At 69.6% G+C, this 24,035-nt stretch carries 21 protein-coding genes and 2 pseudogenes; 14 read left to right on the top strand and 9 right to left on the bottom strand.

Translation table 11 applies throughout. The features are described from left to right. Positions 1–70 precede the first annotated feature (70 nt). The 3 genes from C3B71_RS13845 to C3B71_RS16610 all read right to left on the bottom strand — a co-directional run bounded on the left by C3B71_RS13845 (position 71) and on the right by C3B71_RS16610 (position 2,904). Entirely contained in the window at positions 71–1,435 is a 1,365-nt protein-coding gene (locus tag C3B71_RS13845; RefSeq protein ID WP_108969973.1) for an LssY C-terminal domain-containing protein, read from the bottom strand. A 434-nt stretch (positions 1,436–1,869) separates the two neighbouring features. After that, on the bottom strand, positions 1,870–2,238 hold the full coding sequence (locus C3B71_RS16615) for a hypothetical protein (protein WP_234415934.1): 369 nt from the start codon (positions 2,236–2,238) through the stop codon (positions 1,870–1,872). A gap of 147 nt (positions 2,239–2,385) precedes the next feature. After that, the gene (locus tag C3B71_RS16610) at positions 2,386–2,904 is read right to left on the bottom strand and encodes a Fic/DOC family N-terminal domain-containing protein (RefSeq protein ID WP_234415933.1); all 519 of its coding nucleotides are present in this window, start codon (positions 2,902–2,904) and stop codon (positions 2,386–2,388) included. Positions 2,905–3,077: 173 nt separating this feature from the next. Between C3B71_RS16610 and C3B71_RS13835 the strand changes: the two genes are divergently transcribed. The 5 genes from C3B71_RS13835 (at position 3,078) to C3B71_RS13815 (ending at position 9,634) form a co-directional block, all read left to right on the top strand. Then, positions 3,078–4,073: a cell filamentation protein Fic gene (locus C3B71_RS13835; RefSeq protein ID WP_325048233.1), complete on the top strand. Its 996-nt coding sequence runs from the start codon at positions 3,078–3,080 to the stop codon at positions 4,071–4,073. A gap of 146 nt (positions 4,074–4,219) precedes the next feature. Next, positions 4,220–5,311: a cellulose synthase operon protein YhjQ/BcsQ gene (locus tag C3B71_RS13830; RefSeq protein ID WP_108968846.1), complete on the top strand. Its 1,092-nt coding sequence runs from the start codon at positions 4,220–4,222 to the stop codon at positions 5,309–5,311. Next, the gene (locus C3B71_RS13825) at positions 5,305–6,639 is read left to right on the top strand and encodes a TadA family conjugal transfer-associated ATPase (RefSeq protein WP_181574884.1); all 1,335 of its coding nucleotides are present in this window, start codon (positions 5,305–5,307) and stop codon (positions 6,637–6,639) included. Before C3B71_RS13830 ends, C3B71_RS13825 begins: the two co-directional genes overlap by 7 nt. Continuing rightward, entirely contained in the window at positions 6,636–7,916 is a 1,281-nt protein-coding gene (locus C3B71_RS13820; RefSeq protein WP_073331006.1) for a hypothetical protein, read from the top strand. The genes C3B71_RS13825 and C3B71_RS13820 overlap by 4 nt, the downstream gene beginning before the upstream one ends. Before the next feature lie 98 nt (positions 7,917–8,014). After that, complete coding sequence (locus tag C3B71_RS13815; protein ID WP_108968844.1) at positions 8,015–9,634, top strand: DUF7059 domain-containing protein; 1,620 nt, start codon at positions 8,015–8,017, stop codon at positions 9,632–9,634. A 308-nt stretch (positions 9,635–9,942) separates the two neighbouring features. Here C3B71_RS13815 and C3B71_RS13810 read toward each other — a convergent pair whose 3' ends face one another. The 3 genes and pseudogenes from C3B71_RS13810 to C3B71_RS17015 form a co-directional block, all read right to left on the bottom strand. After that, complete coding sequence (locus tag C3B71_RS13810; RefSeq protein ID WP_108968842.1) at positions 9,943–10,476, bottom strand: hypothetical protein; 534 nt, start codon at positions 10,474–10,476, stop codon at positions 9,943–9,945. 35 nt (positions 10,477–10,511) lie between these two features. Next, entirely contained in the window at positions 10,512–10,721 is a 210-nt protein-coding gene (locus tag C3B71_RS13805; RefSeq protein WP_108968841.1) for a transposase, read from the bottom strand. 319 nt (positions 10,722–11,040) lie between these two features. Beyond that, positions 11,041–11,154, bottom strand: a pseudogene (locus tag C3B71_RS17015) (transposase-like zinc-binding domain-containing protein); the annotation flags it as partial. A 209-nt stretch (positions 11,155–11,363) separates the two neighbouring features. Between C3B71_RS17015 and C3B71_RS13800 the strand changes: the two are divergent. Both C3B71_RS13800 and C3B71_RS13795 read left to right on the top strand, forming a co-directional pair. Further along, entirely contained in the window at positions 11,364–11,588 is a 225-nt protein-coding gene (locus tag C3B71_RS13800; RefSeq protein WP_108968839.1) for a type II toxin-antitoxin system Phd/YefM family antitoxin, read from the top strand. Further along, on the top strand, positions 11,585–11,977 hold the full coding sequence (locus tag C3B71_RS13795) for a type II toxin-antitoxin system VapC family toxin (protein ID WP_108968837.1): 393 nt from the start codon (positions 11,585–11,587) through the stop codon (positions 11,975–11,977). Before C3B71_RS13800 ends, C3B71_RS13795 begins: the two co-directional genes overlap by 4 nt. A 236-nt stretch (positions 11,978–12,213) precedes the next feature. Here C3B71_RS13795 and C3B71_RS13790 read toward each other — a convergent pair whose 3' ends face one another. Then, the gene (locus C3B71_RS13790; protein WP_108968835.1) at positions 12,214–13,464 is read right to left on the bottom strand and encodes an ROK family protein; all 1,251 of its coding nucleotides are present in this window, start codon (positions 13,462–13,464) and stop codon (positions 12,214–12,216) included. 93 nt (positions 13,465–13,557) lie between these two features. Between C3B71_RS13790 and C3B71_RS13785 the strand changes: the two genes are divergently transcribed. From C3B71_RS13785 to C3B71_RS13755, 7 genes and pseudogenes are all read left to right on the top strand, one after another. Then, a complete protein-coding gene (locus tag C3B71_RS13785) occupies positions 13,558–14,493 on the top strand; it encodes a carbohydrate ABC transporter permease (protein ID WP_108968833.1) in 936 nt (311 codons plus the stop codon). Between the two features lie 5 nt (positions 14,494–14,498). Further along, complete coding sequence (locus C3B71_RS13780) at positions 14,499–15,413, top strand: carbohydrate ABC transporter permease (protein ID WP_108969969.1); 915 nt, start codon at positions 14,499–14,501, stop codon at positions 15,411–15,413. 43 nt (positions 15,414–15,456) lie between these two features. After that, on the top strand, positions 15,457–16,800 hold the full coding sequence (locus C3B71_RS13775; RefSeq protein WP_108968831.1) for an ABC transporter substrate-binding protein: 1,344 nt from the start codon (positions 15,457–15,459) through the stop codon (positions 16,798–16,800). Between the two features lie 5 nt (positions 16,801–16,805). Further along, positions 16,806–18,437, top strand: coding sequence for a glycoside hydrolase family 36 protein (locus C3B71_RS13770; RefSeq protein ID WP_108968829.1), 1,632 nt, complete (start codon positions 16,806–16,808; stop codon positions 18,435–18,437). Between the two features lie 751 nt (positions 18,438–19,188). Beyond that, positions 19,189–20,423: pseudogene (locus C3B71_RS13765) on the top strand (integrase core domain-containing protein); the annotation flags it as partial. Positions 20,424–20,711: 288 nt separating this feature from the next. Further along, positions 20,712–21,965 carry an IS110 family transposase gene (locus tag C3B71_RS13760; protein WP_108966230.1) on the top strand — a complete coding sequence of 418 codons (1,254 nt, stop codon included), beginning with the start codon at positions 20,712–20,714 and terminating at the stop codon, positions 21,963–21,965. Between the two features lie 349 nt (positions 21,966–22,314). Beyond that, entirely contained in the window at positions 22,315–22,563 is a 249-nt protein-coding gene (locus C3B71_RS13755) for a hypothetical protein (RefSeq protein WP_108968827.1), read from the top strand. Here the strand turns inward: C3B71_RS13755 and C3B71_RS13750 are convergent. After that, positions 22,557–22,736 carry a hypothetical protein gene (locus tag C3B71_RS13750; protein WP_108968825.1) on the bottom strand — a complete coding sequence of 60 codons (180 nt, stop codon included), beginning with the start codon at positions 22,734–22,736 and terminating at the stop codon, positions 22,557–22,559. The genes C3B71_RS13755 and C3B71_RS13750 overlap by 7 nt on opposite strands. A gap of 564 nt (positions 22,737–23,300) precedes the next feature. Then, on the bottom strand, positions 23,301–23,492 hold the full coding sequence (locus C3B71_RS13745; RefSeq protein ID WP_108968823.1) for a hypothetical protein: 192 nt from the start codon (positions 23,490–23,492) through the stop codon (positions 23,301–23,303). Between the last annotated feature and the right edge of the window lie 543 nt (positions 23,493–24,035).

The raw sequence follows: 24,035 nt of genomic DNA, 5'->3' as shown, positions 1-24,035 counted from the left end.
GCGGCGGTCGGCCAGCAGGACCGAGTGTGGCGACCGGAGCGACATAGCTCCTCCAGGGTCCATTCGAGGTTCATTCAGCCCGTGCCCGCAGCCGTTCGGCTTTGTGCTCCCGCTCCCAGCGGGGAATGGGTCTGGCCGTCATCGCCAGCAGCGCCAGCACTCCCAGCGCCGCCGCGACGATCGGCCCCCAACTCGCCTGGCGAATCCCGACCCCGGAGATCTCGGTCATGAGCGAACCGAGGCTCAGACCCAGCACCACCATCAGGGCGATGCGGGCACGGGGATGCCCGAGCCAGACCGCCACCGCCAGCCCCAGGATCAGGGCCGTCATCACCGCGGTGGTTACCGTCGCCGTCGCCACGACCAGTCGATGGGTGTCGGCGACGCCACTCCCATCCAGTTCACGGGCAATGTCGTCGATGGCCGCACCGCCGAACAGCCTCAGCGCATTGGCACAAAGAAGCGACACCACCAGCACCATGGCCACAATCAGCTCCGGCGGCCGCCGACGGCGCACCTCGGCCTCAGTCCTGCGTGCCCGTTGCAATTCGCCACCGGAGTCGGGTACCAGGCGATCCAGGTTCAGCACGTACAGATCGCCGTCGGTGACGATCCGGTCGCCACCGCCGTTGCGGTGGTGGTAGGCGGTGAAGAAGTCCGGCCATATCTCCAGCGAGGCGGCATCATTGGCCCAGCGGACGTCGTCGACCACATAGTCGCGCTCGACGTCGATGTCGGCGTCGATCTTGTGCGTCACCTGGAAGGTGAGGGTGGACAGCCCCACGGAGCGGTCGTAGGTCGCACCGGCCAGCCAGTCCACGCGGCGGCCGCCGGGCATGACCCAGCCCTCGGGCACACGCCAGAACCGGATGTGATGCCGCTGGGCCGGGTTGCCCTCCACCTCCTTCTGGTAGGCGAAGTCCTGCTTGTGCCCGAACAGCAGTAGGTCGGAGACCGGTGCGGCCGGGTAGGAGCGGCGCAGCAGCGAGGAGACGACGATCCCCCATGCCGAGCGCAGCGTGATGGGGTCGGCGCGCACCCAGCCGGCCTTCGTCATTGCGGCATGGATGTCCTCCTCGTCGCCTAGCACGGCGAGGTTGACCGGATCGCCCAGCAGACCGTCGGCGGTACGGGTGCGGCCGATGAAGTAGTCGGGCACGTACAACCAGGTGAGTATCTGATGCAGGCGGGGCAGCGCCAGATAGGACAGCACCGCCCAGAACAGCACGATGTTGACTATCGCCCCCGGGCTCAGGTGGGTGCCCGAACCGAGCAGCAGCCATGCCAGCCAGAGCGTGGCCAGCGCGGCGACGGCGAAGAAGACGGCGTCCAGGACGTCGTCGAGGCCCCAGTCACGGGCGCCGGCGGCCAGCACCTTGTCCGATCCCGCCGAGTAGACGGGCGGGGAATCAGGACGGGGGCGAGTGCGCACCATCGGTGCGGCGGCGCCGCTGCGGTCGGCCTGGGCCGGTAACGCGCGAGCATTTCGTTCACCGGTCATGTCCCGCACAGTACCGGACCTATGACATCAGACAGCACCGGTCGCTTCCTTGACAAGCTGCGCAGGCCTTGCGGGGCCGAGGCCCGAACTTGGACGGCGGTGCTGGGTGCCTGTCCACTTGACCGCCTACTGCGCCGGTTTGTGCTCTGCTACGCCACTTAGCGGTCTGTTGAAGGCCTCCGAGGTATACAGCGGACCTCTAACCGGCGTACCAAACGGCGAAGTGGCGTAGCAGACGAGTTCTGCGGCGGGCACGACGGATCCGTCGCGCGTCGTCGTCGTAGTAGGTCGCCAGCCAGGAGACACGACGTGCCCGTAAACGCCTACGAAGCCGTCTTCTATCGAAGCGAGTAACCACCCGTACGCAGCTACACCGGGTCTCCGGCGAGTAGGACTGTTAGCACTCGGGGTGCGGTGAAGCGGCGCGGCTGTGCGTCGGGATTGAGTGTCCGCAGGACTCCCAAGTCGACCAACTGCCCCACCAGACCATTGGCTCGCCCGTAGGACAGTCCAAGTCGCTGTGCCACCGTGCGCACCGTGAAAGACGGCGTCGACACCGCCAGGTCCACCAGGTCGGCAGCGCGTGCGGAACGCAGAGACGAGGAATGGATGACTTGTTTGAGTTCATCTTGCACCTGCGTGAGTGTCTCCATCTGCTTCTGGGTGCTGGTTGCGGCAGCGGCAAGGCCGGAGGCGAAGAAACTGAGGAAGGTGTCCCAGTCGCCGTTCGTGCTCACCCCGAGGAGGGCGTCGTAGTAGTGGCTGCGGCGAGCCTCAAACCAGGGTGAGACTGTGAGCGTCGGCTCACTTAGTACGCCGAGGGACAGCAGCGTCAGGCCGATCAGGTAGCGTCCGAGTCGTCCGTTGCCGTCGCGGAAGCGGCCTCATCGCGACGGCCGATTACCACCTGGGGTGCGCAGGTGGCCCGATTCGGGCTCCAAAGGAGTCCCCCGCATCAGACGTCCCTGAAGGTCCTCGATGAGACCGACGGTGAGAGGTCGTCCCTCCTGAACCCAGGCGAAGCCCTGATCCGCCATGGCCACGTAGTTGAGGATCTCAGTCATCTGGGGCGTGGACGGAGCGTCTTCATCGGCTGTGAGGACATCGTCAAGCGGAGCGTAGGTGCCTTCCAACGCTGAGGTTGACTGAGCCTCGCGGCGCAGTACGGGCGTACGCAGGAGGTAAGGATTCGGCAGGCGACGAGCGGTGGCGTCCAAAGCCGCCAGAGCGGCGCGGGCCTGGGCGATGGAGCGGTATGTGGCTCCGGTCAACTCAGGTTCGTGCGCGCCCAAGGACGCCGGGATGAAGGCCTTGTGTCTCCAGTCTCCAAGGAGCGCGTCAGAGCCTGCGATGTCGACGAGTTCTCCCATCGAGCTGTGTTTGAACATCTCAAGGTCTACCATGCCAGCCTAACGGCACTTGTGTGACATGTTCCAGAGGAACTTTGCATACAACGGGCATTTGTGTGACATCTGCTCTTGGTGCGTTGCACATAACGGGTGTTTGCGACGCAGTCGCATGCGCACCGGCTTGTGGCGGGCTCCGCCCGCACGCCTACAGTGGCTCCGTGATCAGCATGGGGGTGTCGATCGGACCGCCGCCTGGCGAGCGGCCGGCGCGCGGGGTGCCGTCCGTGCGCGCGTCCGAGTCCGCGGGCGCGCCACGCGCGCGGCACCAGCAGCCTGCGCGCACCAGTGATCCCACCGTCCGGGCACTGGAGGCGCTCGCCGCCCACCCGCGGGTCAAGCGCGCCGAGGATGCCGTGCGCGACGCCTCCACGCAGTTGCGCTGGCACCAGGCCCTACGTCGCCGCTGGCGCGAGGCCCGCGCCGAGACCGCAATACGTGGCGCCATCGCCTCCGCCGCCGTCGAGGGCGTCGTCCTGCCCGCCGCGGTGCTGCGCGACGCCGTCGCCGCCCGCGGCCTGGCCGAGGCCGCCACCGGCGATCCCTCCCTAGACGCCGCCGCCGGCCTGTGGCGCGCCGGCGTGCGCCTGGGCGAGTGGATGCCCGACCTGGGCGGCCCCGCCCGACCCGCCCAACCGAGCCCCCGCACCTTGCTGACCGCCTTGCACCGCGACGTCGCCGGACCCCTCGCCGCTACCGGACAAATCCCCTTGGGCGCGGTCGCCATTCCGCGCGCCCCGGGGGTGTCCCCGCGCGAGGGCGGACCCGGAGCGGCTCCCGACGCCGCCGCACTGCGGGACCGCATCGCGGCCCTGCTCAGCCTCCTCGACCTCCCCGGCGTCCCCGCGCTCGTGCGCGCCGCCGTGGTACACGGCGAGATGATCACCGCCCGCCCCTTCATCGCCGCCAACGCCGCCGTCGGCCGGCTGCTGGTGCGCTACCTGATCACCCGCGACGGGCTGGAACCCACCGGCGTGGCCGTCACCGACCAGTACGCCGGCCGCGCGCCCGGCGCCTACGCCGATGCGGCCGCCGCCTACGCCTCCGGGCAGCCCGACGGCGTGATCGACTGGATCGTTTGGCAGGCGGAGGCGATCCTCGTCGGCATCCAGGAGGGGCAGGCCATCTGCCGCTCCGTCCTGGCCGGGACCACCGCCGTTCGCTGAGCCGCGACCGGAGCCCACAGGCGCGGTTCAAGACACCCCGCGCGGACGCTATCCACAGGCCGCCGGCACCATTGCCGGCTCCCGGCGCACCCTGTTGGCGGTCGGCACGAGTCACGACCGTCCGGCATCGTCGCGCAGGAGGCCCCATGGAAACCGCTCCACTCGTCCCCAACGTGCGGGTACTCCTCGCCGGCACCGCCGACGGCGCGCAGCCTGCCGCCCAACCGCCCGCAGTCCCGGAGGGCTTCCCGGCGGACATCGTGCGGGCCTGCACCGGCGCCGAACCCGTCGTCACCGTGCCCGGAGAGGATCCGCTCGGCTCCGCCCGGGCCCTGCTCGCCGAAGCGGATACCTCCGCCGTCCTGCTGCTGATGCGGCAGGGGAGCCCCGAGGTACCCACCCAACCGGGGATCGTGGTGGGCGGCCTCGAGCGCTGCTGCGCCCCCGACGGCGCCGACCACCTCATCGTCCTGCTGCTGTCCGCGCAGCATCCGCCGCGGGCCCGGCTCCTGGTTGTTGTCGGTGCGCGGGGCGGACTCGGCGCCAGTACCTTCCTGCTGCACCTGGCGCGCGCCTGCCACGCCCGCGGCAGCGGCGTCGCCATCGTCGACGCCGACCCCGCCGGTTGCCTGGGCCTGCTCATGGGGGACGGCGTACTGCCCGGGCTGCGCTGGGCGGACCTGCCCGACGACGAGCCCGCCTTCCGCCCGGAGAAACTCACCACCGCCCTGCCCACCTGGCTGGGCATGCCCGTGCTGACCGGGGACGGGCGCGGCGGCCCCCACGATCCGCAGCAGCTGCGCCCCGTCCTGGACGCACTGCGCGCCGAGCATGACCTGGTGCTGCTCGACCTGCCCCGCGGGTGGCCGGTGCCGCAGGGCGCCACCGTCCTGCTGGTGTCCGGGCTCGACCTGCGCTCGGCCGTCGCCGCGGAGGCCCTGGCCGCGCGGTTCCAGGCGGCGAGGCGGGATACCGCCCCGGCGGGCGCGGGGGCGGACGCGCCACCCGGGCTGTACACGGTGGTGCGCAAGCTCGGCGAGGACGTCAGCCCCGACGAGTTGGCGCTGATGACCCGCACCGAGATCCTCGCCGTCCTCCCGCACGAGCGCACCGTCGCCCAGCGCATCGCCCGCGGTGACGATCCCACCCGCGGCCGCGGCACCCTGCGTGCCCAGGCGCGCGCCGTCGCCGAACGACTGCTGGGCGACGTCGAAGCACCCGAGGGCGCGTCATGGTAGCCGCATCCTCACCGGTCGGCCCGGGCATCACCCCGGCAGAAGCTCCGGGAACGGGCGCCGGGGACGCCGACCGCGACGAGCTGGCCCGGGTGCGCAACGCCCTGGCTCACGGCGCCAGCCTTGACGCCGCCCTCGGCTCCGGGGCCGCCCCCACCACCGGCGCGGGCGGCCTGGCCCGCCTCACCCGACACGTGCGCGCCGACGTCGCGGGTGCCGGCCCCGTCCTACAGCCTTTGCTGGAGCTGGACGGCGTCACCGACGTGCTCGTAGGCGCCGGCTGCACCTGGATCGACCGTGGCCGCGGGCTCGAACCGGTCCCCGACGCCGGCCTGCCGGAGACGCAGGCGCGGGCGCTGGCCGTGCGCATGGCGGCCGCCTGCGGGCGCCGCCTGGACGACGCCAGCCCCATCGTCGACGTCACCCTGCCCGACGGCACCCGCCTGAACGCCGTCCTGCCGCCGCTGAGCGCCGACGGCACCCTCATCTGCCTGCGCACCAAACGGCGCCGCGCCTTCACCCTGCCCGAGCTGGTCGCCGCCGGCACCATCGTCCCCGGCATGGACGCCGTCCTGACCGCACTCGTGGAATGCCGCGCCAACTGCCTGGTCACCGGCGCCACCGGCACCGGCAAGACCACCCTGCTGGCGGCCCTGCTGGGGCGAGTGCCCGGCGATGAACGGATCGTGTGCATTGAGGAGGCCAGCGAGCTGCGCCCCGACCACCCGCACGTCATCCACCTGCAGGAGCGCGGGGAGAACGTTCAGGGTGTCGGCGCCGTCCCCATGACCACCCTGGTGCGCACCGCCCTGCGCATGCGGCCGGACCGGATCGTGCTCGGCGAGTGCCGCGGCCCCGAGGTCCGCGACGTACTGACCGCGCTCAACACCGGCCACGAGGGCGGCTGGGCCACCCTCCACGCCAACTCGCCCGCCGACGTTCCCGCCCGCCTGACCGCGCTGGGGGCCCTGGCCGGCATGGGTGAGACCGCCGTGTCCGCCCAGGCCGTCAGCGCCCTCGACGCCGTCGTCCATCTGCGCCGCCAGGCCAGACCCGGCACCACCACGCTGCGCCGGGTAGTCGCCGTCGGGGTGCTGGAGCGGGACGGGGAGCGGATGCGCTGTCGGGACGCCCTGGTGGTCGGTACCGACGGCGCGGTGACGGCCGGGCCCGGCGTGGACCGCCTGGCCGCGCGGATCGGGGAGACACCCATCGCCGCCGCCCTGGGTGTCGACGCCGCGCGGAGCCCCGCACCGGACGCAGTGGCGCCGGTGACCAACGCCGAGTCTCCGAGGCGCACCCGCGCGGGCGGACACGGGAGCCGAACATGAGCGGCGCGCAAGTATTGGCCGGGCTGCTGGTGGCCTTGGCCGCCGCGGTGATCCTGCTGCCCGCCCGGCGTGAGCCCCCGGCCGCGCTCGGCACCCACCACGCCGGACGCCTGGCCCGACCACCCCGACCCGGCGCCGAGGACCTCGACCTCGGACTGGTACTGACCGAGGTCGCCACCCTGCTGCGCTCCGGCGCGACCCCGCAGCGCGCCTGGGAGCGCACCTTCCAGCGCGCCGGCATCAGCGAGGGCACCCGGCCCGACGACGACGGCGTCCCACCCGCCCTGCGCGCCCTCGCCCGGGAGCCTCCCACGGGCTGGCTGCCCCGCCGCCGGGCGGGACGCTGGCAGTGGGAGCCGCCGCTGCCGGGGCGCCGCGCCCGCAACGCCCGTCGGCGTCTGACCGCCGCGGCGGTGCCCGGGGCCGTGGCCGCCTGCCGACTGACAACGGCGCTCGGCGCCCCGCTCGCGGGTGTGCTGGAGGCCGTCGCCGGGGGAGTGGCCGACTCCGGGCACGCCGACGCCTCCCGCCGCACCGCCCTGTCCGGGCCGCGGTCCACCGCACGCCTGTTGGCCCTGTTGCCGCCGGTCGGGCTGCTGCTCGGCTCCGCGGTCGGCGCCCACCCCGGGCGGATGCTCCTCGACGGCGGCTGGGGCAGTGCCCTGGGGGTGGCCGGCGTGGTCCTCATGGGCGTCGGCCACTGGCTGACCGGAAGGCTGGTCGCGGCCGCGGCTGCCGCCCCGGAGGAGGTTGATGAGGCCCTCGTCCTGGACCTGGCCGGGGCCGCGCTCGCGGCCGGCGCGTCGGTACCGGGGACGCTGCAGGCGTTGGGGCGGGCCTTGGACGACGAGATGCTGGGCGTGGTCGGTCGGGCCCTGCTGCTGGGGGCCGACTGGGACGAGGCATGGCGGGCCGGACGCGGGGGAGTGGGCGCTGCCGCGGACGGTTCGCAGGATGGCGCCGAGGAGGGTGGTGCCGCGAACGGGCCGCACCGACGCCGGTGGTGGGGTTGGGCAGAGTCGCGGGGGCCACGTCGCTACGGCCGGCTCGAGGCGTGCCTGCGGCCGGGCTGGGAGGACGGCGCCTCGCCCGCGCCGCTGCTCGCCGGCACCGCCGCCTCCCTGCGGGCCGGCCGGCAGGCCGCAGACGCGGAGGCCGCCGAGCGCCTGGCGGTCCGACTGGTGCTGCCGTTGGGCACCTGCTTCCTGCCGGCCTTCATCATCCTGGGCATCGTCCCGGTGGTGCTCAGCGTAGGCGTGGACATGCTGGCCGGATGAACCCGGGAGACGGCGGGGCGGCTGGCTGCGGTGGGCACGCCCGGATACGCGTGCGGCCCGCGGTGGCCGGCGCGCGGTAAAGCGGTACGGTCGCCCCTATGACCGACGCCCCCACCGCTCCACCTCCGCCCGTGGCCACTCCGGCCCAGGCCGCCTCCCTGCGCGCCGACCTGGAGGCGTCCGGCTGGGGCGTGGACGCCGTCGCCGAACTGCTCGGTCCCGCCGCCGACGCCGCCCTGCGTCGCGAGCAGCGCTACCCCGCCCTGCGGCGGGTGCGGGAGGTGCTGAGTGCCGAGGGTGCCGCCCGCACCGATGCCGAGCCGGGCGGTGCGGCCGACCCCGTGGCCGTGCTGACCGCCCTGTTCATGCTCGGGGAGCCGGTGTCCGCAGCGGAACTGGACGCGGCCCTGCCGCGCACAGGTGCCGCCGGCGCCCGGGCCATGGGGCTGGTTGTCGCGGTCGCGGACCGGGTGCGGGCCGCCGTCGACCTGCGCCCCCACGAGGCGCGCGACGACGTCGGCGAGGTGCGCTGGTGGGTGGCCTCCGACCTGGGGGAGCTGGTATCGCAGGGGCAGTTGGCCCCCGACCACGTCCTTGGCATTGGCGGAGCCGGCCTGACCCTGGCCGGCCTGACCCCGCGCACCCCGGTGGACACCGCCCTGGACCTCGGCTGCGGCTGCGGCATCCAGACCCTGTACCTGCTGCGGCACGCAGAACACGTCGTCGCCACCGACATCTCCGCGCGGGCACTGGCCTTCACCGCCTTCAACGCGGCCCTCGCCGGCACCGACCCCGGGCGGTTGGAACTGCTGTGCGGCTCCTTCCTGGAACCGGTGGCCGGGCGCCGCTTCGACCTGGTCGCCACCAACCCGCCCTTCGTCATCACGCCGCCGGCGGTCCGCGCGGCCGGCCTGCCGCTCATGGAGTACCGCGACGCCGGCGGCCCCGTCCTGCCGACGCTCCTGCCCGCCCTCGGAGCGCACCTGACGGGCGGCGGCATCGCCGTCATGCTCGGCAACTGGGAGCACCACGCCGGCCAGGACTGGCGGGAGCGCGTGAGCGGCTGGCTGCCGGAGGGCGTCGACGCCTGGGTCATTCAGCGGGAGGTGCAGGACCCGGTCGAGTACGCCACCATGTGGCTGCGCGACGGCGGCACCATTCCCGAGCGCGACCGCGTCGGCTTCGAGGCCGCCCTGGGGGCGTGGATCGACGACTTCGCCGCCCGGAAGGTGGAGGCCGTCGGCTTCGGCTACGTGGTGCTGCACCGGCCGGATGAGGCAGATGCCGGGGGCCGTGCGCCCTGGCGGGTGCTGGAGGAGGTCGGCACCCGGCCGACGGGACCGCTCGGACCGCATGTGGCGGCGTCTGTGGCATCGCGCAGCCGCCTGGCCGCCATGAGCGACGCAGAGGTAGCGGCGCTGCACCCCGTCGTCGCGCCCGACGTCACCGAGGAGCGCCACCTGCGTCCGGGCGACAGCGAACCCAGTGTGATCCTGCTGCGTCAGGGCGGCGGCTTCGCTCGCACCGTGCGGGCGGACACGGCGCTGGCGGCGCTGGTGGAGGTGGCCGACGGTGAGCTGAGCGTCGGGCAGATCGCCACCGCCGTGGCGGCGCTCACCGGCGCCGACGCCGAGGCGCTCACCACGCGCATGGTCGCCGACGCGCGCGACCTGCTGGCCGACGGGCTGCTGCGATGGGGGACGGGCGATCCCAAATGAGGCACCGAGTCCCTTTCGCGGGCGCCTGAGATGAGTCTCGTCGTGTGCTTGTCTGCTCGGGCGCCCCAGTCGCATAATGGTGGGGAGCCGAGCGGTGGCGACCGCCCGGCTCCCCGGAGACATCCGGGATGTTGATCTCAGCGGCCTAGCAGGACGCTGAGCAGAGCCGCAAGGGCCCAGATCATCGGCGGAATGCTTTCGACGACAGTCCGCCAGATCTGGGCCTTTTGCTCACTCTTCATCCCCCTCGGCACCTTGGCGGGTTATAGGCGCGAACGTGTTGCTTTAGGCCGGCGTGTCGGGGTGTTCTAGCTGGTTCGTCCGGCCCAGCCCTTGCGGGCCCGGAGGCCTTCTTCGGGGGTGGGGGTGGTGCCCCATCCGGCGGGGTGCTGACTGGTGCTGGCGGGCTTGCTGGTTTTGGGTTTGGGTGTGCGGGCGCGCTGGGGGCGGCCTTGAGCGTCCCAGTCGGCCAGGATCACCGCGGGCGTGGCTGGTGCCTGGGTGTAGGTGTGCAGGGTCCATTCGGCGATGGCGGCCTGGTGGTCGGGGGTGGCGCCGCGGTGGTGGCGCAGCCGGTCGCGGACCTGAGCATTGACGGACTCTACGGGGTTGGTGGCGCGCTCGGCGGGGGTGGGGCGGGGCGTACCGTCAGGGCCGGCCAGGTAGGCGAGCAACTGGCCTTGCTTGGCCAGGCGTTCCAGGCGCCGCCAGGCGCGGCGTAGGCGGGGGTGGGTGTACCACCACTTGCGTCCGGTGCGGGCGGCGGTCTGAGGGTCCTGCTGGGCGGTGGTGCGCTGGTTCAGCCAGTCCTTGTACTGGATGCCGTAGTCGTTCAGGGTCACCAGCCACCCGGCGGCCTCCTCGTCAGTGGAGATGCTCAGCAGCTTGCGGGAGTGGCGTAGTAGGGCCGTAGTAGGGCCTTGCCGGGAGTGGTCTTGGGGTGCAGCGTCAGGTCACGCACGGTGTCGCGGCGCACGTGGATCAGGCACCGCTGGATGGGAGTGTCGGGCCACAGGCTGCGTAGCGCTTTGAGGGCGCCGCCGGCCCCGTCGGTGGTTACCAGGTCGGGCGGGGCGATGGGGGGCAAGCAGCGCCTGGTAGGCCGCCGCGCTCTCGGACGCGGCCCACTGCCAGCCGATCACGTGCGTGGGACTGCGGGCCACCAGGAGGACCCATTTGTGGGACAGCCACATCCCGTCAATGAACACCTGGGAGTGCACCTGGTCGGTGACCGGTGGCTTGGGGACTGGGATGTCCCAGCACCAGGCCGTCCGGCGGCGAAACGCCCTGCCGCTGCCACCGGACAGGTCGGCCTGGGAACGGCTGCTGGTCGCCCAGTCGATGAATTCGCCCAGCACCGCCTGCTCGGCCCTACCCGGCGAGGGTGGGCGCGGCGCAGTGGTGGTCAGCTTGCACTCGGTGCACCTCCAGCGCTGTGATCCGGCCGCTGTACGTCCGAACCTCTTCATAGGGGTCTGGCAGGTCGGGCAGAGCCTTGCCCGTGGGGACCGTGTTCTCACGGTCCGCACATCTACCCGCGAAAGTCAAGCACCGCCCCGGATTAACCTCCCAGACCATAATCACCCCGACTTTCCCGCACCACACCAGCCAAAACCCCGATCTTAAGCACCACGTTCACGCCGATAACTCGCCTGTGTACGGCCCGGGCCAGAATGGAGCTGGTCTGGATGGTTGACCAACCTGAACCAGCTGGGCGATACTTGACAACATGAAGACCGTGAAGGTGCAGCAGGCGAAGACTCACCTGTCAGCGTTGCTGGCGGAGGTGGAGCGTGGGTCCACCATCAACATTGCCCGTGGATCGCGAACCATCGCGCGACTGTCCCCTGCCGTGGGTGGCGAGCGTGAGCTCGGCTTCGGCGGATACCACCTTCCGGACAGCTTCTTCGATGAACTGCCTGAAGAAGAGTTGGATGCATGGGAGGGAGAGTGAGCGACTATCTGCTCGACACCCATGCCCTCCTGTGGGCGATCAATGAGCCCGACCGACTGGGGCCCGGAGCCGCGCAGGCGTTGAGACTATTGGAGAATCACCTACTGGTGTCGGCGGCGAGTGCCTGGGAGCTGTCCACCAAATTCCGCATCGGCAAGCTCCCTGGTGCGGGACCTTGGTTGGAGGCTCTCGACGGGCATATGTCCAGGTTGGGGGCCGAAGTCCTGCCGATCAGCTGGAAGCATGCCCGGCTGAGCGGTCAGTTGGAGTGGACGCATCGTGATCCCTTCGACCGGATGCTCGCGGCCCAGGCGATCAGCGAGTCTTTGGTTCTCGTCACCGTTGATCCCGCATTCGCGGGACTGCCTGGCCTCAAGACTCTCTGGTGAGGTGATGGCCCTTCGTGTTGAGGGGTGTGATAGTTACGGCCCGGGCTGCGGTGCGGTGGTCCTCCTCGAACCGACCTTGCCAACTACCCACGCCCAAGCAGAAGGCGCTCAGCGGTCAGGCTTTCTGAACTCGAGGGGTGACGCCGAGTAGGCGCTCCAAGCCCCGCCTACCGCGGCGGGGCCATTGGAGGAGACGTCTTGGCTCGCGTCTTCGCCAGGCGGTTCGTTCGTTCTGGTCAAGGGCCGAGTTGGCTCGGCGGGGGCTCCACGAGCGTTTGGTCCCCGAGGACACCCAAGGGCCCCGGCCGGGCTGCTATGTTCGCAGCGGGTTTACTGCCACAGGCTTGCCGGTGAGGTGGAGGGGAAGTAGTCCGCCTCGCGCACGATGGAGTCGATGCTGTCCAGGATGTCGTCCAGGGCGAGTCTGAGGCCGCCCATGACGACGGCGTCGTCGCCCAGCCGGGACGCCGCCACCTGCGGGGGAAGGGGCACAGCTCACCGAGTCTGCGCTTGAAGCGGGGGAGGAACAGGTCCGCCTGGGCGGAGAAGGCGCCGCCGACGACGACCACCTGCGGCGCTACCGCGAGCACCATGGCGGCGGTTCCCGTGGCCAGCACGTCGGCGTACTCGTCGAGTGCGGACAATGCCTGTGCCTCCCCGCGTCGGGCGGCCGCGAACAGCTGCTCGCGGCGCGGGCTCGCGCCGTCGTAAAGGGAGTCGGCGAAGGTCTCGTCCTCCAGTTCGCGCCACCGCAGCTGCGGCAGCTCACCGATCAGGCCCGCGGCCCCGTGCAGGCCCTCATGCACCCGGCCGTTGATCACGCTGGCGGCGCCGGTACGGCTGCCCGCGAGGATGAAGACGACGTCGTCAAACCCCGCGGCGGCGCCCCTCCAGGACTCTCCCCGGGCGCCCAGGGCGCAGTCGCCGGCGCTACGTACCCTGGATCCCAGTGCGGCGCGGACCGCCTCATCCAACTCAATGCCCTGCCATCCGGGCATGCCGTAGCCACCGAAGTAGGCCACGCGCCCGTCATGCACGACGCCGGGCGAGGCCGCAGTGCAGGTCCACAGGGGGCCATCCCCGGCGCGCGACAGGGTCTTGCGGGCAAGCTCGGTGGACGCCTTCAATCTGGCGTCTGCCGATAGATCCTCGGCCAGTTCCCGACGGTCTCGGACGAGGATGCTGCCGGACAGATCGGCGGCCATTGCGGTGACGTGGTGCGCGCCGATGTCCAGGGACAGCACATGGCCCGCGTCGGGACTGAGACCCACATAAGTGGCGGGTCTGCCCGGCCGGGGGGTTTGGGGGGTTACGGCGGTCTCTGTCAGCCAGCCGAGCTCGTTCAGATCCGCGACCACCGACTCGGCTGCCGGGCGGGTGATGCCGGTGCCTGCGGCGATGTCGGCCAGGGTCTGTGGCCCGCCCAGGCAGTAGCGCAGGACGGCGGACATGTTGGCGCGGCGTTGGATGCGGCGGGGTGCTCTCACGACAGGCTCCAGGCGGGGTGGGTGGCGGGCTTGACTTTAATAAGTAAGTAGCGTTTTAATCTGTTCATCGCAACTCCTCCTGAGGACTCAAGGATGACAGACCTCGCTCCTAATGCCACTGAGGCCGGGACTGCATCGCGGTCCGCAAGCCGGTCCGCGCGGCGGCGCCGCAACGTGCTGACCGCCTACGCCTACCTCGCGCCCGCGCTCATCGGCTTCCTGGTGTTCTTTCTGATCCCGATGGCGCGCGGACTGCAGATCTCGCTGACCGACTGGGACCTGATCACGCAGCCCCGCTTCGTCGGACTGAGCAACTACCGCCGGCTACTGGCCGATGAGAACTTCCTGCACAGCCTTGTGATCACGGCCACCTACGTGCTGGTCAACATCACCACGCAGACCGCCGCCGGCCTGGGGATCGCGCTGCTGATGCAGCGCATCAGCCACTCCACGCTCGTGCGCTCACTGCTGCTGGTGCCGTGGCTGGTGCCCAACGTAACCATCGCGGTGATCACCCTGTTCGTCCTCGATCCGAACGTCGGCCTGCTCAATCACCTGCTGGGCGGCGTGGGCGTGGGCCCCATCGCCTTCTACGGCAACCCCGACCTGGCGATCGTCACCGTGGCACTGGTGAACTCGTGGCGGAACATGGGTTACACGGCGCTGCTCATATTCGCCGGCATGCAAACCGTCCCCCGCATGGTCTACGAGGCCGCCGAACTGGACGGCTCCTCAACCGCTCGCACCTTGTGGTCCATCACCCTGCCGCTGATCAGGCCGGTGCTCGTAATGGTCGTCGTCGTCTCCATGATCGGCTCCTTCCAGATCTTCGACACCGTCGCCGTCGCAACCAAAGGAGGTCCCGTGGGAGCAACCCGGGTGATCTACTTCTACATCTACGAGAAGGCCTTCCAGCAGGGGCAGATGGGCTACGCCGCGGCCATGGCCGTGGTACTGCTGGCGATCATCCTGGTCATGACACTCATCCAGCTGCGCGCCTCCCGGGCCGCGGAATCGGATCTGGGGTGAATGACATGACCGACGCCGCACGCACCGTTACTCGTCGGCCCGCCTTGCTGCGCCGCCCCGGCCGAGTCCTGGGCTGGGCCCTGCTGATCCTGCTGCTGCTGATTACGCTGACGCCCTTCGCCTGGGCGATCCGCACCGCACTGATCTCCAACGCCGAGGTCTTCAACGGCGACTACTCCCTCATTCCGCGCAACCTGACTCTGATCAACTTCAAACGGGTACTCGGGCTGGTCGGCGTGGAGGAGAGCCTCGCTGCCGGCGGGTCGGGCGCCAAGATGTACTTCTGGCTCTACCTGCGCAACTCGTTGATCTTCACCGCACTGCTGGTCGCGGGCCAGGTGACTACCTCCACCATGGCCGCCTATGCCTTCTCCCGGCTGCGCTTTCCCGGGCGAGACCTGCTGTTCGGGCTGCTGCTGACCGGCATGATGATCCCCCCGATCTTCATCGTGCTGCCGAACTTCGTGCTCATCAAGAATGCGGGTCTACTGAACACCTTTACCGGCTTGCTCGCCCCCTACGTGCTGGTCAGCCCCTTCGCGATCTTCTTCCTGCGCCAGTTCATGCTCTCGCTGCCCCGGGAGGTGGAGGAGGCGGCCATGCTCGACGGTGCGAGCTCGTGGACCACCTTCCGCAAGGTGATAGTCCCGATGGCTGCCACGCCGATCACCACGGTGGCGATTATCCAGGCGGTCTTCGCCTGGAACGAGTACCTGTGGCCACAGCTGATCGGCCAGGACCACGGGGTCCGCCTGCTCAACGTGGCGCTGGCCGTCTTCCAACAGAGCTCGCCCTCCACCCGCCCCGACTGGACCGGCCTCATGGCCGCAGCCACCCTTCAGACGATCCCCATGCTGATCGTCCTGCTGGTACTCGGGCGCAAGCTCGTCTCCTCCATCAGCCTCACCTCAGCCAAGTGAAACCGCGCCATCGGCGCCCAATCCCATCTCGAAGGAGAGAACCATGAAACGCACCATTGCGCTCCTGACCGCCGTCGCCCTATCCGGCGCGACTTTGGCGGCCTGCACCCCGGCGGAACTCAGCTCCGACGGCGACGGCGGCAAGAACATCGTCTACTCGCTGTGGGACCCCAACCAGCAGACGGCCTACCAGAAGTGCGCCGACGCCTTCACCAAGGAGACCGGCATCGGCGTCACCATCGATCAGAAGGGCTGGGACGACTACTGGCAGAACCTCACCGTCGGCCTGAACTCCGGGACCGCCCCGGACGTGATCACCAACCACGTCGCCCACTACCCCGAGCTCGCCTCCAAGGGGGCGCTGGCGGACCTGTCGGACCGCATTGAGAAGGACGGGATCGACCTGGACCAGTACACCGGCGACCTGGCCTCCCTGTGGAACTACGACGGCAAGACCTACGGCATCCCCCAGGACTGGGACACCATCGCCCTGGTCTACAACGTCAAGGACGTAAAGGACGCGGGCGTCGATCCAGCCGATCTGAAGGACCTGGACTGGAACCCGACCGACGGCGGTTCCTTCGGCAAGCTCATCGCCCGCCTGACCGTCGACGAGAACGGCGTGCGGGGAGACGAGCCCGGCTTCGACAAGGCCAAGGTGGCCACCTACGGCTGGGGTCTGGAGACCGGCGGCGGGGTGGTCGGGCAGGGCCCCTGGTCCTGGCTGGCCCTGTCCAACGGCTTCGACTACCTGGACAAGAATCCCTTCGGGACCCACTACAACCTCGACTCGCCCAAGCTGATCGAGGCCATGGCCTGGTGGCAGAAGCAAATCGACGCCGGCTATGTCACTCCGGTAGAGCAGGCCGGAAACCTGGGGCTGGAGCCGATGATGGAGCAGAACAAGGCGGCCCTGGTTCCCGACGGCTCCTGGCGGATCAACACCTGGGCCGGTTCCGAGGCGCAGGACTTCGCCTTCGCCCCGCTGCCCAAGGGTCCCGAGGGGCGCAAGACCATCATCAACGGCCTGGCTCCCTCCATCACCGCCTCCTCCAAGCACCAGGACGAGGCCTGGCAGTGGGTCAAGTACCTCACCTCCGAGGCCTGCCAGTCGGTAATCGCCGAGGAGGCCGTCGTCTTCCCCTCCATCACGCAGCAGTCCGAGGCGGCCGCCAAGGCCCATGAGGACGCCGGAGTCGACGTGTCCGCCTTCCTCGACATCGCCCAGGACCCCGAGGCGCTGTCCTACTATCCGATCACCTTCAAGGCTGATGAGATCAACTCCGAGGCCGACGTCGTGATCGAGCGAATCCAGCGCGGTGAGGCCGATCCCGCCACCGCCCTGCCCGAGTTGGCAACCAAGGTCAACTCCCTGCTGGAGGAGTGATAGCCATGACGTCCCCCGTGTCCGTACAGCTGATCCTGACGCGTCAAGACACCACCTGGACCCTCCAGGGCGATCTCACCGGACAGAGCCCGCAAACAGCCGACCCATCAGTCGGTGTAGTCCTGCCTGCCGGCTCCCTGGTGGTCGAGCACCCCGGCCGGGACACCGCGGAGCTATACCGGCACGGGTGGACGTCATGGTCACCGTCCTCCTGGTGGTCTCAGGAGCGCCGCCCCTGGAGGGTGTGGGAGAACCCCGAGCGCACGGCCACCGCGGAGGACCCCGCGACCGACCGCTACGACCGCCACCGCTCCTACCTGCTCACCGCCGTGGAGCTGCCGGAGAGCCCGGACGCACCCGGGGAGGTGGAGTATCTGCTGGTGGGCAGTCTCGGCGGCAGGAGCGGCGTCCTCGATGCCCTACCCGGACGCATCGAGGCGACCACTTTGGGCCGGGCCGGCCGGGACCATGGAGAAATAGTCGAGGGCTCCGACGCAGATGCCGGTATCGACTGGTGGATCGGCGTCGGCCCGGAGCTGGAGGTGTTCGCGCGTTGGACGCGAGCCCTGGCGGACTCCGTAGGGCTGTCTGCGGAGCCGCGCGCACGGCGCGACGATCCGGGGCCCGTGTGGTCCTCCTGGTACTCGTGGTTCGAGGAGATCACCGCCGAGACAATCGAGTCCGAGATCCTCCCGGCCGCGGCCAACGGCTATGGCGTCGTCCAGATAGACGACGGCTGGCAGCGCGCCGTGGGCGACTGGCAGCCCAACGGGGACTTCCCCGAGGGCATGGCGGCCCTGGCCGAGCATATTCACGACGCCGATATGGAGGCCGGGCTGTGGCTGGCCCCGTTCATTGTGTCGGCGGAATCACCGGTGGCGCGGCTCCATCCCGAACTGCTCGTGCGCGCACAATCGGGGGAGCCGGCTGTAGCCGGTTACAACTGGGCGGCGCCGTACTATGCCCTGGATTGCACCCGCCCCGAGGCACTGGCGTACATCCGGCAGCTCATCGAGCAGGTGACCGGATGGGGATACGGCTATCTCAAGCTCGACTTCCTCAATGCCGCGGCCATACGTGGAGTCCGCCACCGCCGGGTGGACCGGGAGGCCGCCTATCGGCTTGGGCTGGAGGCCATACGGGAGGCCGCTCCACACGCCTACCTGATGGCCTCCGGCGCCTTAATCGCCCCGTCCCTGGGGGTGGTTGACGGCATAAGGGTAGGTCCCGACACCGCACCCTACTGGGACAACACCGAACGCAGATGTGATCCCAGTGGTCCGGGCGTGCGCAACGCCCTGCGCGCAGCAGTGGCCAGGTCCTGGCTGAGCGACATTGTCGATACGGACCCGGACGTCGCCTTCGCGCGGTCACGGGGCTCGCTCCTCAGCCCGGAGGCGTGCGCCGTCACCCGCGACATGGCATTGGTCGCCGGCGTGGTGGGCTGCTCCGACCCGGACGCGTGGCTGACGGACGCCGAGCGGCGACAGGTGCGCGATCTTTGTGTCCGCGCCTTGGCCAAACCGAAAGCAAGGCGTACGGGCCGGTACTGCTTTGAGTTGGACGGGCGCAGCATCGACTTCGAACCCTGGATCAATCCCCGTTTCCGCATCAGCGACCGGATCCTGGCCAAATAAAACGTGGTCATACGTACATGGAAAGGAGACCTGAAATGACCGCCAATACCTCAGGAGTCCGTAGGCGCGCTCTTCTGGGCGGAGCCTTCTCCGCGATCGCCCTCTCTGCCGCGGGCGGTTCCTGGACGACTGCCTGCCGCACTGGTCCACGGGCGCCACGAAGACAGACTATGACATCGTGGACGGTCATTTGCGGCTGGTGATGCGTGAAGATCGTGAGGAGTGGGATCCCGCCTATGATTCGGGGATGCGGATCAGCTCCGTGCTGGCATACGAGCGCAATGACCTGCACTGTTGGGCTAACTAGGCTCGTCGCGTTTTGGGGTGTGGTGGTGTACAGGTGAGGGCCTGGTGGTGGTCGTTGTGGACGTTCCGGCGGGGCTGCTCTGGCAGGCACGGGTTGGGCGGGCGCGATTGATCGTCGCGAGGCCTGGGCGGGGTCATGGCAGATCCTGACGAAACACGCCGATTCCCGGCGGGTTCCCGGCGGATGCGGCGAGTCCCGGCGTCTCCCTCCGGAATGTGGCGGTTCGGGTGGGAGGACTCGGGTGCTCGCCTGGCGGGGTGAGTCCCGTCTCGGGACGATTCGGCACATCCGGCGACGGTTCGTACCTTCTGGTCAGCGATTCGTACTTTCCTGCGACGGTACGTACTTGTTATGTCTCAGGACATCGGTGACAGTTCTGTGTCAGGACATCGGTGACAGTTCGTGGGTTGTTGGGGGTGACAGTTCTGGTGTGCTTTTGGGCGCATGAGCTCAGTCAGGAAGTCCAACAGTAGTGGTGTTGATCCGCGTGTGCGTCTGGCGATCGCCCGGTGGCCTGATGACGCCCCGCGCGGGGCGGTGACCACGTTCTGCGAACAGGAGGGCATCTCCCGCAAGACCTTCTATGTGCTGCGGGCCCGAGCCCGAGCTGACGGGGAGGCCGCGGTACTCGAGCCCCGCTCCCGCCGTCCTCGCACAAGCCCGGGACGCATAAGCGACCAGGTACGCTCCCAGGCCCTTGACGTGCGTGCCGCGCTGGAACGCTCTGGCCTGGATTGCGGCCCGATCAGCGTGCACGACAAGATGCGGGCCATGGGCCTCAAGGCGCCCTCGCCGACATCACTGGCCCGCATCTTTCGCTCCGCCGGCGTGGCCCGAGCCGAGCCCACGAAGAGGCCCCGGGCGGCATGGCGCCGGTTTGTCTATCCGGCCCCGAACGCCTGCTGGCAGACGGGGCGCCACCGAGTACGTCCTCGCCGGAGGACGCAAGGTCGTCATCTTCCAGCTCATCGACGACCACTCCCGCCTGGCGGTGGCATCCCTGGTCGCCGCCGCCGAGACCAGCCAGGCGGCTATCGCGGTATTCGACCGGGCCGTCGCCCGCTACGGGGTGCCCCAGCGGCTACTGACCGACAACGGGACGGCCCTGAACCCCACCCGACGCGGCCGCAAAGGCAAACTGGACGGGCCACGTGCGCACCCTGGGGGTAGAACCCATCACCTCCAAGCCCTATAAGCCCACCACCCAGGGCAAGAACGAGCGCTTCCACCAGACTCTGTTCCGCTACCTCGACAACCAGCCCCTGGCCCACACCATCGAAGAGCTACAAGCCCAAGTCGACGCCTTCGACCACATCTACAACACCGAGCGAGGACACCAGGCCCTGCCCGGGAGGATGACACCCCAGCAGGCGTGGGACGCCACCCCCGTCGCCGCCCCGCCACGCCCCAAGCACCACGAGCCCGTATCCGTCGGCGGCATCCCCACACAACCCCGCCCCAGGCGCCGGCCCACAACACCGCCCTCAGGGCAGCGCCAAGGCACCATCGGGGCTAACGGAGTGGTCAGCCTGGCCGGTATCAGCTTCTTGGTATCCAGAACCCACGCACACCAGCCAGTGACCATCACCTGGGACCCCCACCAAGTCGCCTTCACCGACACCCAAGGCGAGATCCTGGCCCAGTACCCCTGGCCCGCACCCGGCGTCCGTTACGTCTCCACCCACACACACCCAACCCCACCAACCACCACAACTGTCACCGATGTCCTGACGTTTATGTTGGTTGTGCTCGTCGTGGGGCGTGACCCTCAAACTGACTGGCCTGCCGGTAGTGGTGCCTTTCGCGTGATTTGTCCGCCTCGCCGACGAGCGCAGCCGCCGGGCCGGCGCGTGACCTAATAGGAGCCTGAACTCATCCTACGAATCGTCCCGTAAACGTCTTGTCCGCGCACGACCCGGGCGGCCGCAGCCCCCACACCACATACTGCGCGAGAGGCAGGACTCATCATGACAAGGACACCCGAGCATGTCCACACCGGCACCGCAGGTGCCGGACCGGGAGCGTCGGCGAGCGTGTTCGCCGGCGTGGACACCCACGCCGACACCCACCACGCGGCCGTAGTGGACGCCCTGGGCCACCCGCTGGCGGACCGCCAGTTCCCCTCCACCCCGGAAGGCCACCAAGACCTGTACGACTTCATCACCAGCCACGGCCGACCCGCACTAGTGGCGGTGGAGGGCACCGGCTCCTACGGCAGGACCCTGACCAGCCACCTACTGTCCCAGGGCCTGCAAGTACGCGAGGCCCTGCGCCCCGGCACCCCCAAGCGCCCCAGAGGCAAGACCGACACCATCGACGCCTACAGGGCCGCACGCGCCGCCGCAGCGGACGACGGATCACTACCGGTACCCAAGACCGGCACCGGCAGCGTCACCGCGATCCGCGCCGCCAAGAACGCCCGCCGCCAGGCCGTACGCGCCCAGGGCGACACCATGCGCCAGCTCAAGGACCTGCTGATCACCGCCCCCACCAGCGTACGCGAGGACTACCGGGGCCTGGACGACCGGGCCCTTCTGGACGCGCTGGCCGCACTGGACCAGCCCGACCCCCAACAGGACCCCGGCCAGATCGTGCGCTCCGTCCTGGGCTGCCTGGCCCGGCGCTGGCTCGACCTGGACACCGAGATCAACCAGCACACCCGCCTGCTCGACACCCTGACCCTACAAGCCAACCCGGCCCTGCGCGCCACCAAGGGCGTAGGCACCGTCGTCGCAGCCGAACTACTGTCCCTGGCCGGGGACAACCCCGGCCGCATCCGCTCCCAAGCCGCCCTGGCCGCCATGACCGGCACCTGCCCCATACCCGCCTCCTCAGGCCGCACCGACCGCCACCGCCTCAACCGCGGAGGCGACCGCCAAGCCAACTGGGCCATCCACCAAATCGCCCACAACCGCGCCACACACGACCCCACCACACGCGCCTACATCCAACGCCTGATCTCCCGAGGCAAGACCAAACGAGAAGCCATCAGATGCCTCAAAAGAGCCATCACCCGCGAGATCTACAAAACCCTGACCAACCCCCAACCCCTACCAGACCACACCACCCTGCGCCAACGCCGCAAGACCAAGAACATCACCCTCACCCAAGCCGCCACCGCCCTACACACCTGGCCCGCCCGCATCAGCGAACTCGAACGAGGCAAACGCCCCGACCGCGACCTCACCACCACCTACGACCAATGGCTCGCCACCGCTTGACACGCATAGGAGCATCACACCAAGTGTCACCGATGTCCTGACACAAAACTGTCACCGATGTCCTGAGACATCACAGCGACGGTACGTACTTCTGGGTGCCGAACCGTCGCAGGAAAGTACGAATCGTCGGCGCTATGTGCCGAACCGTCAACCAAAGGTACGAACCGTCAGGGCCCGCGCCGGCGTACGCGCCAGGTCCCACCCGGGATAACACGCCCGGCACCCCGACCGGCCCGCACCCGGCGGCGCGGGCGTCAACGACCAGGCCCGCACCCCAGCTGACAGCTCCCACCCCCACCGACCACACCCACAAACGCGAAGAGCCGGGAATGACGCCACGCTGGCCAACGTGTGGATTCCGGAGGATGGTGAGTACACACTGACATTCAACTATCGTAGCGCCGAGCCGCGCAGCTTCCGAGTGCTGGTGGCGGGGAAGGCCGAGGCAGAGATCAAGGGAGTGTCTAACGGCACCTTCACCGGTAGTTTCTCCAAGCTGTCCATTAAGACGAGGCTCTCGGCGGGAGTGAACTCCGTAACCGGGGATAATCCGGATGGTCCGGCGCCGGACTTCGGAAACCTCCGGGTCGACTACTGACTTGTAGCCGGGGTGAAGGCGAGAGAAGGAGTGGCGCATGGGTGCGCGGTCTGCTCGCCGGCGTCCATGGCATCGGCCTCGGGCTCGGTTTCGGGCTCGGCGGTGGTGTCGTTGTCGTTGTCGTCTGGTGGTGGTGGGGTGTATGCCTGCTCGTACTGGATAGGGGCGTGCATGTCGATGGCGGAGTGGGGGCGGACTGTGCCCGACCAGTTGCGCCGACTGGGCGGTGGCGAACACGGGCGTCGTCGATGCCCTGCCAGGGGCCGTGGGAGTCGAGGCAGTGGTGGCCCAAGGATGAGCTCGGCCTTGTGCAGCCAGTATCAGGGCCTCGGCCAGCGCGAGGCCGAAAGGAGGTCGCCCTTCGACCCGACCGAGGCGACCGCGTCGCAGTCGGAGGGGGCCTGCCCGCACTCGTGTCGCCCGGTACAGCCGCCCCCCGGCCGCGTGTGGTGGATCAGGCCGGTAAGGTCGGCTCCCTCGCGCCGGGTGCTGCCAGATACCCATCTTCAGGGCGCCCCTGGGCCAGGTCGGTGCACACGGGCTCGCGGGTGGTCTGCCAGCCGACGATCCGCCGGGAGCAGCACGTCGGCGGGCGAAGGCGACGTAGCCAGCCGCTCATGGTTCGCACGTGGGTGGGGGTACCTCCCACGTAGTGGGGGAATGCCCACCCGCCCACAGCTCGTTGGGCCTGAAAAGCGCTGAAGTGCCTGCCCGCCAGGTCTGCGGGGCACTGCTCCTTAGGAGCGCTGCGCGTGGTGCGTGGTGACTTGGCGCGGCCGGTGGCCGTGCAGGCCCATGGCCCGCATCAGGCGCACCCGCGGTGCAGCAGGCGCCGCATGGACCAGCCCGTGCCGGACGGAGGCCTCGGGACGGCCCCGCATCGCATACGTCTTGCGGGCCCCGCCCGCGCAGTAGTTCTTCTCGTGCACCGGCCCGGTTCTCGGCCTTCAGAGCCTCATCGCGTCTACTCCTTGCCGATGGGGGCAGGGCCTTGGCTGTGCAAGTGGTGCTCGGGGCGATCTTGACGCCGGCGCTGGTCAGCGCCTGGCAGAACCGGCACAGGCCCCGCAGCTCCTCCCTGTGTGGGAGTCGATGCATCTTGCAGATCAGCGGGACGGGCGGTGCGGGCACCGGCCGCGAAAACAACTGACGCACTCCTTTGGGATCGCGTTCGCCCGCCTCAGCTCGCGGCTTGTCGGCCTCCAGCTCCCGGATCCGCTGGGCGTCCTCGCTCGTGGTTCCCGGCCGGGCGCCCGAGTCGACCTCGGCCCCTCTGTGCCCCAGGTACGCAGCGCCTCGGGGCACGGAGCTCTCGACGCCGACCAGCGCCGCGACCGGTACGACGGTGCAGGTCCGCTCACTCGCGTGTACCGGCATCGACGGACGACTTCTGTCGGTGGTGATGGCTGTGGCTCCGGTGTGCGGATACGCGGTGCTGCGCCTGGCGCATAGGAGGGAGCTGTGAGGTAGCG

The organism is Actinomyces sp. Z16 (assembly GCF_003111765.1).
Lineage (GTDB): Bacteria > Actinomycetota > Actinomycetes > Actinomycetales > Actinomycetaceae > Actinomyces > Actinomyces glycerinitolerans.
Note: the sequence above shows the minus strand (reverse complement) of the source record. Positions and strands in the feature narration are given on the sequence as shown.